Origin of the sequence: Sphingobacterium allocomposti (assembly GCF_008124885.1) — a bacterium.
In the GTDB taxonomy this organism is placed as follows: Bacteria; Bacteroidota; Bacteroidia; order Sphingobacteriales; family Sphingobacteriaceae; genus Sphingobacterium; species Sphingobacterium allocomposti.
Genome location: NZ_VNHX01000010.1, coordinates 50227 through 62242 on the forward strand (window position 1 = coordinate 50227; position 12016 = coordinate 62242).

General features: G+C 46.0%; 14 protein-coding genes and 1 tRNA gene. 8 read left to right on the forward strand and 7 right to left on the reverse strand.

The window, feature by feature from the left end; genetic code table 11:
- Nucleotides 1–231: 231 nt before the first annotated feature.
- Nucleotides 232–1215: a polysaccharide deacetylase family protein gene (locus BC792_RS08840; protein ID WP_246154937.1), complete on the forward strand. Its 984-nt coding sequence runs from the start codon at nt 232–234 to the stop codon at nt 1213–1215.
- A 58-nt stretch (nt 1216–1273) separates the two neighbouring features.
- On the opposite strand, the gene BC792_RS08845 is transcribed toward BC792_RS08840, so the two are convergent.
- Nucleotides 1274–2230 (reverse strand): acetyl-CoA carboxylase carboxyltransferase subunit alpha, encoded by a 957-nt coding sequence (locus BC792_RS08845; protein WP_148908641.1) that lies wholly within the window; start codon nt 2228–2230, stop codon nt 1274–1276.
- Nucleotides 2231–2703: 473 nt separating this feature from the next.
- Between BC792_RS08845 and BC792_RS08850 the strand changes: the two genes are divergently transcribed.
- Nucleotides 2704–3570, forward strand: a complete 867-nt coding sequence (locus tag BC792_RS08850; RefSeq protein ID WP_148908642.1) for a mechanosensitive ion channel family protein — start codon at nt 2704–2706, stop codon at nt 3568–3570.
- A gap of 11 nt (nt 3571–3581) precedes the next feature.
- On the opposite strand, the gene coaA is transcribed toward BC792_RS08850, so the two are convergent.
- From coaA to BC792_RS08875, 5 genes are read right to left on the reverse strand one after another with little or no spacing between them, the layout of a single operon-like run.
- Entirely contained in the window at nt 3582–4529 is a 948-nt protein-coding gene (gene coaA / locus BC792_RS08855) for a type I pantothenate kinase (RefSeq protein WP_148908643.1), read from the reverse strand.
- Between the two features lie 60 nt (nt 4530–4589).
- A complete protein-coding gene (locus tag BC792_RS08860; RefSeq protein ID WP_148908644.1) occupies nt 4590–4991 on the reverse strand; it encodes an OsmC family protein in 402 nt (133 codons plus the stop codon).
- A gap of 5 nt (nt 4992–4996) precedes the next feature.
- Nucleotides 4997–5365: a methylglyoxal synthase gene (locus BC792_RS08865; RefSeq protein WP_148908645.1), complete on the reverse strand. Its 369-nt coding sequence runs from the start codon at nt 5363–5365 to the stop codon at nt 4997–4999.
- 16 nt (nt 5366–5381) lie between these two features.
- Nucleotides 5382–6614 carry a nucleoside recognition domain-containing protein gene (locus BC792_RS08870; RefSeq protein ID WP_148908646.1) on the reverse strand — a complete coding sequence of 411 codons (1233 nt, stop codon included), beginning with the start codon at nt 6612–6614 and terminating at the stop codon, nt 5382–5384.
- A 58-nt stretch (nt 6615–6672) separates the two neighbouring features.
- Complete coding sequence (locus BC792_RS08875; RefSeq protein WP_148908647.1) at nt 6673–7722, reverse strand: patatin-like phospholipase family protein; 1050 nt, start codon at nt 7720–7722, stop codon at nt 6673–6675.
- Between the two features lie 161 nt (nt 7723–7883).
- On the opposite strand from BC792_RS08875, the gene BC792_RS08880 reads away from it, so the two are divergent.
- The 6 genes from BC792_RS08880 to BC792_RS08895 all read left to right on the forward strand — a co-directional run bounded on the left by BC792_RS08880 (nt 7884) and on the right by BC792_RS08895 (nt 11185).
- Nucleotides 7884–7971: transfer RNA gene (locus tag BC792_RS08880), tRNA-Ser, on the forward strand.
- Between the two features lie 877 nt (nt 7972–8848).
- Nucleotides 8849–9607 (forward strand): hypothetical protein, encoded by a 759-nt coding sequence (locus BC792_RS08885; RefSeq protein WP_148908648.1) that lies wholly within the window; start codon nt 8849–8851, stop codon nt 9605–9607.
- 58 nt (nt 9608–9665) lie between these two features.
- On the forward strand, nt 9666–9821 hold the full coding sequence (locus tag BC792_RS18330) for a hypothetical protein (protein WP_170249997.1): 156 nt from the start codon (nt 9666–9668) through the stop codon (nt 9819–9821).
- Nucleotides 9802–10083: a DUF5675 family protein gene (locus tag BC792_RS18790; RefSeq protein WP_425262452.1), complete on the forward strand. Its 282-nt coding sequence runs from the start codon at nt 9802–9804 to the stop codon at nt 10081–10083. Before BC792_RS18330 ends, BC792_RS18790 begins: the two co-directional genes overlap by 20 nt.
- 156 nt (nt 10084–10239) lie before the next feature.
- Nucleotides 10240–10425 carry a hypothetical protein gene (locus BC792_RS08890; protein ID WP_148908649.1) on the forward strand — a complete coding sequence of 62 codons (186 nt, stop codon included), beginning with the start codon at nt 10240–10242 and terminating at the stop codon, nt 10423–10425.
- A 196-nt stretch (nt 10426–10621) separates the two neighbouring features.
- Complete coding sequence (locus tag BC792_RS08895) at nt 10622–11185, forward strand: hypothetical protein (RefSeq protein ID WP_148908650.1); 564 nt, start codon at nt 10622–10624, stop codon at nt 11183–11185.
- Nucleotides 11186–11258: 73 nt separating this feature from the next.
- On the opposite strand, the gene BC792_RS08900 is transcribed toward BC792_RS08895, so the two are convergent.
- Complete coding sequence (locus tag BC792_RS08900) at nt 11259–11855, reverse strand: hypothetical protein (protein WP_148908651.1); 597 nt, start codon at nt 11853–11855, stop codon at nt 11259–11261.
- Nucleotides 11856–12016 lie beyond the last annotated feature (161 nt).

Sequence of the window (12016 nt, forward strand, 5' to 3'; positions counted from 1 at the left end):
GCTCCTAAGGGCCGTATAGCGTTTTGTGTCGGAGAAATATCACTGTGGAGCGTCCCGCCGAAGGCAGCCCCGAACGTACTGGCGTGAATTAAGTGAAAAAAGGCATATAGAAACTGAATTTCCTTTTTACAATTATTTTTGATTTTTTCGAGTAAACCTTTTGCGTTTGCTGCTTTATTGTTCTAATTTTGCGTCAAATTCTGATAACTACGATAGAACATGGTAAAAGGGATGAAGGTCCTAATGACTTTAGGGATGGCGACGTTTCTGTCGGCTTCGTTAATTTCCTGCCAAGGAAGCATGAACACCAAAGCGGCGAACGCATTACCAGACTCCGCGCTCGTGGAGGGATGGGAAGATGGGCTTAAGAAGGAAGAGGCCATCGGCCACAAAGACACCGTGGGGAGGGGGATGTTGGCGAAGCGTCTTAAAGAGCCTATTTATATCCCCGTCGATACGTTATCCCCATTGCGTAAAGATTCGCTTGAGATATGGATAAAAAACGAAAAGAGACGTATACGGGATTCCGTTCGCCTTGCATTGGATAAGTTCCCCAAACATATTTATTTCACGTTTGACGACGGTCCTTTATTGGGAAGTGCAGCCATCGATTCCATATCGCGGGCGAAGAACGTCAAAATCAATGTTTTTTTGGTCGGTAAACACGCTTATATGTCGAAAGCACTAAAGCGCGACTTTGAATTATATTATAATAATCCGCTTGTAGAATGCTACAATCACAGTTATACGCATGCAAACAACAGGTTCACAACATTCTACAGCAATCCGATCAGCGCGTACGATGATTTTGAAAAGAATGAGGTGGAGCTGAAACTCAAGCATAAAATAATACGGTTACCGGGCCGGAACATATGGATATACGACGACGTGCGGCGCGTCGACCTGCAAAGCGGAGCGAGTACTGCAGATATGCTATACACAAATGGATATCGAATCTTCGGGTGGGATGTGGAATGGAAGATACACGGCCTGACGGGGAAGCCTATACAATCTGTAGATGAAATATATACCCGGATAAGGAACTATATGGATAACAAATCGTCTATGGAACCAAATAACGTTGTGTTATTGATGCACGACGATATGTTCAGGAATAAAAAAGGACAGCAGCTACTGTCCACCCTGATTGATACGATTCAAAGAAACACAAACTATACGTTTGAGTTTATGAGAAATTACCCCTTCCGGTACTAACTAATAAAAAAACATCTATATCACGCAATATAGATGTTTTTTATCGCAGGAAATCGATCTATTGTTCAACAACAACGCCCATCCCGCTAAATTTTTCGATACGCTCGCTAATTAACGTCTCGGCATCCTTGAGCTTTAGTTCGGTCAGGTCGGCAAGAATCCGCCTTTTTACGCTCTCTGCAGTTGTTGTCGGGTCCTGATGGGCACCACCGATAGGCTCCTCGATAATACCATCGATTAAACCGTTTTTCAGCATATCTTCAGCGGTGAGCTTCAACGAATCTGCGGCCTTTTCTTTTTGATCCCAACTTCTATATAAAATCGACGAGCATGACTCGGGCGAAATAACAGAATACCAAGTGTTTTGCAACATGTATACGCGGTCGCCTACACCTATACCCAGCGCTCCTCCCGAGGCACCTTCACCAATGACAATACAAATAACCGGCACCTTTAATACCGACATCTCCAGTAAGTTCCGGGCGATAGCTTCTCCTTGCCCACGCTCTTCTGCCTCCAGCCCCGGATAAGCGCCCATCGTATCAATAAGTGTGATGACCGGCTTATTAAACTTCTCGGCCATCTTCATCAGACGAAGCGCTTTGCGATAACCCTCAGGGTTGGCCATCCCGAAATTTCTGAACTGTCGTTCTTTTGTGTTTTTCCCTTTCTGATGCCCGATAATCATGACAGATTGCCCATCTATTGATGCCAATCCGCCTACTATGGCTTTATCGTCGCGAACAGTTCTGTCTCCGTGGAGTTCAATAAATTCTTCACAGATCATTTGGATATAATCAAAAGTTTGCGGCCTGTCTGGATGACGGGACATCTGTACCTTTTGCCAACCTGTCATATTCGTATAAATATCGGTTTTGGTCTGTTCAAGTTTGGTCTCCAGTTCATTGATTGTCGCGCTCATATCCACTTTGGTTTTTTCCTGAACTTGTAACACCTTTTCTATTTGGGTCTGCAAATCTGCAATAGGCTTTTCAAAATCAAATGTTGTCTGCATAATCTATCTATGTATCTAGTACATTCAGCCTGCTAAGTTAACTTATTTTTAGCTATTTCAAAACGAATGGGGGATATTACTTTGTTAAATTGTTTAAAATCAAATTGTTACGCGTTTATTCTGGCAGGATGTCCGCAAAAAAATAGTCTAAAACGAATGTATGCTGTAAAATGAGAAAAAAGGAAAAACGGGAGTCACGGGCTCAACATGACCATCGCAACATCTGCCGGCCCTTTACGAAAAAACAGATTGTCTAATGTATTTTTGTATATTTCCTTCTGTAAACAAGTTCTTGACGACAGCGGGAGATCGGTAAATCGCTTTATATAAAACGCGATTATTTTGCAACTAAAAGGCAATTTGTCTAAGTTTGATCGCACACATGGCGAATTTTAGATTCCGTTGCTTAATGCAGCGCATTTTAGTTAGGTTTGGAGGAAAAATTAAAAGATAATACTTAGGTTTTTGATTACATGGCGGAAAGGAAAAACCACAGAAACACATGGCAATTTGTGCTGAAGCTTGTAGCTTGGATGATTTTGAATGCATCCTTCTTTTATTTCGAAGATCTGTATTCGTCCCGTCGGGTGATCAATAACCTGTCTAACGGATTGAATCTATTCCTCACATCGAGTATACTGTTTTCAATTGCCCGGTATGTGGTTATCACGTGGTATAATAAGCGTCATGAAAACCGTGATGTCCGTGGAAATTTCGTACTGGGAATCAACAGGTTGACAGCAGTATTAAATACAAGTGTTGGAATTATCGCGATAATGCTCGCGTTAGGGATAGATCCATTAAACTTTATTACAAGCCTAACGATCGTCGCCATGGCGATAGCCGTTATATTTAGAGAGTATATCACTAACATGATTTCAGGGCTATTTATCATGTTTTCCGACCAGCTATCGGTTGGGGACCGGGTGAAAGTGGGGGAGTACCGGGGACGGATAGTGGATATTACACTTTCTGCACTGATTATCCAGGACGAAGAGGACGATATGGTTATGGTCCCGAACAATACGGTGTTCACTTCGCCCATGGTCAATTTTTCTGCACACCGTTCCAGCCTCTTCTCGGTAAAGTTTGAGCTTCCGTTGCATACAGCGGTCGAAATAGATAAGCTCGAAGAAACTATCCAGAAGACGTTGCTCAACCACCCGTATTTAACGGGCGAAGACGACCTACATCTGAAAGTAGTGGAAATAGGAAAGGACTACGTGAAATATAAGATGGAGATGCATGCAACCAGTAGCAGCAGCAGGCTACATCGGCAACTCGAAAATGAGGTGCTTCGGGAGGTACTGAAGTTTGAACGTACGTCCAAGGAAATTTAGCGCGCAGAAAGTTATATCTTGCGTACTTTAACTTGTTTGACAAAGTGATGGGAGCCTTTCTCCAGTATTAAATCTGCGCGGTAACGGGTTGGCAGAATGTTCTCGTGAAGATTGGGGCGGTTTATTTCGTTCCAGATATTGGTAGCCATGGCAATGCTCTCTTCTTTATTCATGTTGGCATACCGGTGGAAATACGAATGACTGTTTTGAAAGGACGTCGCACGTAGCGACTCAAATCGATCTACATACCAATCCATGATGTCCGCTTCGTCGGCGTCTACATAAATGGAGTAGTCAAAGTAGTCGGATACGAAGACGTTGTTACCCCGTGACGAGTTTACCTGCAACACGTTGATCCCTTCCACAATAAGTATATCCGGCTTTTTCACCAACTGTCGTCTATCTTTGAGAATATCGTATTCCATATGCGAATACATCGGAACCTCAAATTCCTCGATTCCGGACTTCATCGCGGCAAGGAACTTAAGCAATAGCTTAGTGTCGTAGCTTTCCGGGAAGCCTTTTCGGTTCAGTATATTCCTTTCTATTAAGACGCTGTTCGGATACAAAAAGCCATCCGTCGTGACCAAATCCACTTTCGGCTTATCCGGAAGCATAGACAGTACCTTTTGTAGCACGCGGGCCGTTGTGCTCTTACCCACAGCTACGGAGCCTGCTATCCCGATAATGAAAGGCAGCTGCTGGGTGTTCTTCTTCAAAAAACCATTGACAACACTATGGGCATCTTTTGTCCGCTGAATAAAAATATTAAGAAGGTGGGCCAGCGGAAAGTATATCTCCTCAATTTCTGAGATAGTGAGCGGTTCGTTTAACGCATGTAACTTTTCGACATCGTCGTGTGTGAGATGATACGAAAAATGTCCATTTAAATCTTTCCACTCGTTTCTGTCGAAGAGCTGAAAAGGCGTTTGAACTCCACTATATGTGTTTGACGACATACCCTTTGGTTTTGAATGTGGGCAAATATACTACCTTCGACGAAAAATACGCTGAACTTTTTATATTAAGTTGCTTTCTATGACAATGGGATTGCTTAATATCTTATGAACCGGACACTTTTCGGCGATTTGAAAAAGGCGTTTCTTCTGCATTTCGTCCAGGTCGCCATACAGCCGGACGTGGCATTTAATAAAAGTAGTTTTCTGCAATTCGCCTTCCTGCGCGCCGATAGACACATGTATGTCGACGCCATCTAATGCCCATTGTTTGCGGTCGGCATACATACGTACTGTAATAGCCTTGCACGTGCCTAAAGACGACATCAGTAGTTCCGTAGGCGAGGGGCCGAGGTCTGTCCCCCCGACGTCTTCAGGTTCGTCGGATAGCACCACGTGCTGGTCCACGTGTATTTCGGTTTTGTAACGGTCTTTGCCGATCTTGACGCTGATATCTCTAGCCATGCAGATCAGTCAAATAGGCCCTCAATAATTAAACTGCCTGTCGCGGGATTGGTAGCCAGCGGCACGTTGTACAAATCGGAAATCCGCATAAGCATCTGTATGTCGGGCTCATGGGCATGTTTTCCTAAAGGGTCTCTAAAAAAGATAATGCCGTCGACTTTACCTTCGGCTGCCAGCGCGGCGATCTGTGCGTCGCCCCCCATTGGGCCACTTAACTTAAGTTCTACATCCAGTCCCGTCTGCCGTATATATGAACCGGTCGTACCTGTAGCAACTATCGTTGCATTCCTGAAATACTCGATATGGTCCTTCACAAAGGCCACCATGTCGGCTTTTTTTCCGTCGTGCGCAATTAATGCAATAGTCTTCTTCATAAGCTTTTAATTAACGTTATCCAAAAAATATATAGGTTAATACTATGGCGGCGACTAGGCCAACAAAGTCTGCTATCAATCCGCATGTCAACGCATAGCGTGTGTTTTTAATGCCAACAGAACCAAAATATACAGCCAGCACATAAAAGGTGGTCTCAGAGGATCCCTGGATGACGCTGGCCAAACGTCCCTGGAAGGAGTCTACGCCATACGTCTGCATTACATCCACCATAAGGCCACGGGCGCCGCCGCCGCTCAGTGTCTTCATTAGTCCTACAGGCAGAGCCGGCACAAAACGAGTATCCATTCCCAAGTAGGAAAACAGATATGCGATACCATCAACGATGTAATCCATGCATCCGGTGGTTCTGAACGCGGAGATGGCCACCAGGATAGCAATCAGGAAGGGGATGATCATGACGGCGGTGCCGAAACCTTCTTTGGCGCCTTCAATGAAAGCATCGTACACATTAATCCGTTTAATGGCTCCAAAAACAATAAAAAGAATAATGATCGAAAATATCAGCAATCCGCCGATTAGACCTGTTATTTTCTCTATCTGCTCGGGAGGAAGTCCATGTAGGCCGAAATAAAGGACACACATTAAGCCAATAAAAAATCCCAGAAAAATCAGGACAGGGAGCTTGAAAAGATTGATCTTCTGATAAAGCGCAACCGCAACCATCCCCGATACGAAGGAAATAAAAGTACCGATTAATGCTGGTATAAAGATATCAGCCGGATTGGCTGCGCCGCTGGCTAACCGCAGGGCTATAACCGAAGTAGGAATTAACGTAATCCCTGCCGTATTCAGTACGAGGAACATAATCTGGGCATTAGAAGCAGTGTCTTTGTCCGGATTTAGTTCTTGTAGCTCCTGCATAGCTTTCAATCCAACAGGGGTCGCCGCGTTATCCAACCCCAGCATGTTCGCGGAAAAATTCATGATAATAGAACCGCTTGCCGGATGCTTTTTCGGAATGCCGGGAAATAGCTTGCTGAAGAATGGATGCACGCCTTTCGCAAATAAAGAAATCATGCCAGCCTGCTCGCCCACCTTCATAATGCCGAGCCAAAACGTCATGATCCCTACAAGCCCCAGAGACAGCTCTGCACCCGTTTTTGCGCTGTCAAAGATACCGTTAATCAGCAGGGAAAAGATTTCCGTATCTCCGAAAACAACAAGCTTCACGACCGCGACCAGAAAAGCGATAATAAAAAAAGATATCCAAACGTAGTTTAATGCCATATCCGAAATTTAGAGTCGTAAAAGTAAGGTTTATGCGGTGAAACCATTTTCTCTATCTTCAATTTTTCAAAAAATTCCATACCGACCTTTCTTTGTTATCTTTCTTGTCCTGGATTACCTCAGACACGATTTGGTTAAGGAGCTCCTCGTTCTCACTGACCAGCTTGTCTCCTAAAGAAACTATCTTCTGAATGTTCGCTGTAGAGGCCGCATCCATTGCAGGATCAATCGACGATAGGTTGCCTGGCTCAATTCTAATATAGTTTTCAGGCCGATTCACCGATCGGAACAGCTGTTTCAAAAAGTAGTCGGTGCTTTCTGCCGAGCTACTACTCATGATATCAACCAATGCGGGACCAATGGAAATGGCCCTTTTCTTTTTGAAATCCTCGTAATTATAAGATATTTTCGACAGCCCCGTTCCAAGGGATAGTATCCAGATGTCGTTTATCTTGTAGGTGTTGTAGCTTTTAATAACCTCTAACAAGGCGGACAGCGACGGATTATGTGCAAACACGCCTCCGTCTATGAGCGGGTAGCGCGTACCCGCTAATGAGAAAATTTCTGCCACGGAAAAATAAGTGGGAGCGGCAGAGGTGGCACGGCAGACATCACGTATATAAAAATCGCGGGACTCGCCGTGCGATATGGCCTTCTGTTGGCGGAAAAGGTGATTCTTTCGCAGTTCGATATTGTACGCTGTTATAATACACGGTTTTATCAGTTCGCTAAGTCTGGTGTCGCCAAAATAATCGTATAAAATCCCTTCCAGAATATCGCTGTCATAAAGCTCGCTTAGCAGCCCGAATCTGCTTAGAAAACGTCGCCAACGTTTCGCCGCAAATATTTCGCTTCCATGTTTAAGATAAATGTCTAGAGCCTGCTTAGCCGTGTATTTCTGCTGCGTGTGTTCCTCTCCGAGCGGACAGAGTAGGATTGAAAGCAGAATCCCGCCCGTACTTGTACCTGCAAAGAAATCGAAGTAGTCGGTCAGACGGGCATCGGGGTTATTTGTGGCACGTTGAATCTTTTCTTCCAGCGCAACCAATATCATCCCCGGAACAATCCCCCGTATACCGCCGCCATCAATTGAAAGTATTCTTTTCATCGTTCATCGGTTGTCGGAGAACTAATGTAATGAAAATGTCTGAATTCCCCATCCGTTTTCAGGAATTCTTGTGGCGGGTATAGCTCTATCAGAGCGACGTAGGGGAAAAAATAAAAAAAATGCCCTCGTTAGGATAATTGTTTTATATTTGCACTCCGAAAGGAGAGGTGTCAGAGTGGTCGAATGAGCAGACCTGGAAAGTCTGTATACGGGATAACCGTATCGAGGGTTCGAATCCCTCTCTCTCCGCGGAGCTTCAATCAAAAGATTGGAGCTTTTTTATTTTCGCACCGTCTGTAATTTGCTGACGGAGGGATGAGAACCCAGAGGGTTCGATCCGAAGGAGGTTCAGGGTTGTGTTGGGGGCTTGCGGGGCTGAACCAATCCCTCTCTCTCCGCCACTAAAAAATAAAGCCCGACTATTGTCGGGTTTTGTCGTTTATAGACTTTTGCAAGCAACGTTTGAACAAAAGGGTTAAACGACAAAAAGAATGAACGGAGTGAATGGCTCTATTTTTTGTGAAGCCTCCCCCATCGGGGATCATGCAATAATCCCTCTCTCTCCGCGGAGCTTCAATCAAAAGATTGGAGCTTTTTTTATTTTCGCACCCGTCTGTAATTTGCTGACGGAGGGATGAGAACCCAGGGGGTTCGATCCGAAGGAGGTTCAAGGGTGTGTTGAGTTATTTTAGAAAAATCTAGCGCGAAACTATAGGAAGCCCGACTGGGTGAAGGTCGGGCTTTTTAGTATCTACAAACGGTAACACTGTTACCCGATGCTCTTTGAGTTCACGCTGTACGTTGCTTTGGCATTCAGCGTACCGCGGAGGTACGGCGACCGGTATATCTCCGGTACCTTCTTAGTACCTCTCTAGTACCTTTCCAGTACCTTTTTAGTACCTTTTCAGTACACTCCCAGTACACTCCCAGTACACTCCCCGTACACTCTGCGTACCTTTTTGTCCTGAAGTAAAATACCTTTTTTGGACATTTTGGTCGTTTTCAGACATTTTGGTCATTTTCGGACATATCACGACAATTCATGCCAATTTCGCCATATCCGGACATTTTGGACAGGAGTTATTTTTTGCTGTCGCACCTTTGGATTGTCATAACAAACAATATCATGGCAAAACAAGAGAGTTTAGTAAAGATTAGAGGAACGATCGGGGATCTTTCCTTTAGCAAACACCGCGAAAGAGGGTACGAGGTACGCGCGAAGGGCGGGGTCGACAAGGCCCGTATCATGAGCGATCCCAATTTTGAGCGTACGCGCGAAAACATGAGCGAGTTTGCCTCCGCCGCACAGATGGCTAAAGTGATCCGCATGCAGCTGAATAACCTGAGCAGGAGCGTGGCAGACAAATCCTTCCGCAACCGGCTTGTGTCTACGGTATATCGCATCCAGAAGGCCGATACAGAGAGCCCCCGCGGGCAGCGGACCTTCCGGCCGGAAAACTCCGGACTGCTCAGGGGGCTGGAGATCAACAGCGCGAGTAGCCTCCGGATCATGTTCGGCGGCGATCTGCCCACAGCGTACGACCGGGCGTCGGGCGAGGTGACATTGAACATCCCGGAGTTCAGCCCTCGGGATAAAGTTACCCTTCTGGAAGGAGCGACACACGTACAGTTTACGCTGGCGGCGGTAGAGCAGGCGTTAGACATGGAGGAGCTTCCGCGGCCCGAGGTGCAGCACTCGGCGTTTATTCCGCTCATCGGCGTGCGTCCGCCGGAAGCGATTCAGTTGGTGCTTCCGGCTGCCAGCGACAAGGTGGTTTATATCCTGGTCGGGATATCTACCTACCAGGAGGCGAATGGTGCATTCTATCCGCTGAAAAACAATCCGTACAATACATTGACCATCGTTGACGTGGATCTGCCATAATCCATGATCCTTGGCGGGACACTCCGTCCCCGCCTTATTGCTTACTATTTATACGTAAATGAAGAATACACATACCCTGGTGCTCCGCCGGAAGTACGGAGAACAGGGAACAAACGGAACCGTCACCTATCAGGAACGCACATCTGCCATACGATCGAGCTGCCCGACCGCAACAATATCCCCGCATCAGCTGCATACCCGAGGGGCGCTATAAGCCGCAGAGGCGGCAATACCCGCGGCATGGCGAACAGATCGGCCTTCCGAATGTGCTGAACCGCGAGGCCATCCTGATACACCCCGCAAACAATGCCCTGAAGGAGCTGCTCGGGTGCATCGCTCCCGTAACGGCGCTGACGGGCGAAGGGCAAGGAACCGGCAGCAGGGCGGCCCTAACGCTTTCGGCTCAATCCTTTTTTTATACACATTATACGACTAGGCCTAGGCAGTTCGTATTTACAGTCTCATTCGTTTATTGAAAAATGGTTGACGGCTGCATGCTGTCTTTGGTTGGAGCGATTAAACGCCCACATCGTAAATATCCCGTGAACCTATTGCCCGCATCTTTGTCCTCTAGTATGAGTGCCGCGAGAAGGCATAAAATAAGGTTTATCAACATTATAAAAATTAAGGTCATGAATGTAAAACGTACTTTTGGAACTATTCTCACCATCCTGGGTATTATCGGCTTGATTTACACCGGATATGAACTGATTAACAACAGTACCGCCTACACACCGCTTATAGTCATTGGTGTTATCTCTTTAATCTTCTTTTTCTCAGGTATCGGTCTGGTCAAAAACACGAAAGACGCGGCATAGGCAGGAAATGCGGACATAACTAGATACGATTCGATCAACGGCGGGCGGCCTACGTTCCGTCAATACATTCATTTGCCCAACCCGAAGTAGGCCGCTCGACGTATTTTCACCTAATCGAGCCGTTCTGGCGTCATCTGGTTAAACCATAGCGGAAAAACCTGTTCTAACATATAGTGCTCACCAACTTCAATGTATTATGGAGATTAGGGATAAACTAAGCGAAGAGATAAACCAATGGGTCGCCCAAGAGATCGAAAATCTTGGATCCGGTCTCGACAGTATAAACAAAGAGGGATATGAATCATACAAGAGCCGGATTATCGCGTTCTTTGAGGACTTCTATCATTTAGATCTGGAACAGCTTGGTGAGTATCAAACGCATGGTATGGTGAGAGCGGCCGACCTCGAAAAGACCACCGATATAGCGTCAGGGCAACGCTCCGCAGTTCCCAGTGGCGACTTCCTCCGCGTATCCTATCCGATATCGCTGAAATGTAAATCTCCTAGAGTTTTTGAAGTTTTACAAACCGTGCTTGGCGAGGGGATACACTTGCAGCGGGATCACTTCTCCGTCGTCATCCCTGTTGGGACCAGTAGGCTGACGCCCCAGGATATCGCTCATCTTTCTTCAACACGAGAAACATTTTTACGTAATATAGCCGCAGTCAAAGAAGAGCTTTCGCATTTGGTAGAAATGGCCAAAATAGGACTGGAAAAGCGGCTTTCACAACAAATTTCCAATAGATTAGCCGCATCCTGAGGAATGATGCGGCCGTTTTCGGCTTGACAGATGCGTACGCGCCGTTTCAGTGGGGATTTGCTCTTCAGAGCCGTCAATGATGTGATGTCTCATCTTCCTTACCTCCGGCCAACTTAAATAGTTCGTTCACTTTTGGCAAATACGCAGCGGCGAAGTTGCGTAACCCCGGCTCTGTATTCCTACTCAACCTATACAGCTGGTCTTTCACAATGGCCGATTCATGTTGCACATGTTGAAGGTAGCTATCGTCTGTGTACGCCGTCGCTTGGTCTTGTGTCGATTCCTCCACTGTCCGATCCATATCGGTTTCGCTCGTATCCCGCAACGCTGTCTGGTTTTCCGGAGAATGGAAACGTTCAGCACGCAATACAGGAAACACGACATAATATTTCGACGACAGGGTGTCTAACGCCGGAATCATATCGCTGTAAAGCTCTTTAACCTGTGCGGCTACTTTCTTAACCTGCGGTGAGTACGCCCGCGATTCTGCATACGCCGCGTAGTCCCGTTCGTAAAAAGCCTTGCCTCCAACTATCTGAAAAAAATTATATCCGTCTTGATCGACCGACGACTCGTTTGTAAGATTTAGTTGGTTGATCCTTGTCTGTTTCGGACTACAGGAAGTCAAGACTGCTACACATGAGGCTGTTAGTAGTATGTTTACTTTCATATTTTTCGTTTTATCCTATGAACACCCAAAACGCCTTGCAGTTTCCATAAATTTGTTTTTCCCAGTACCTATCGGCACACATCCCTTAATAGCCGGTCCACGATCCTTGTCGGCAGTGCCTAGTTTTATTGACACCGGATATTTCCTGCGACACTTCGGAA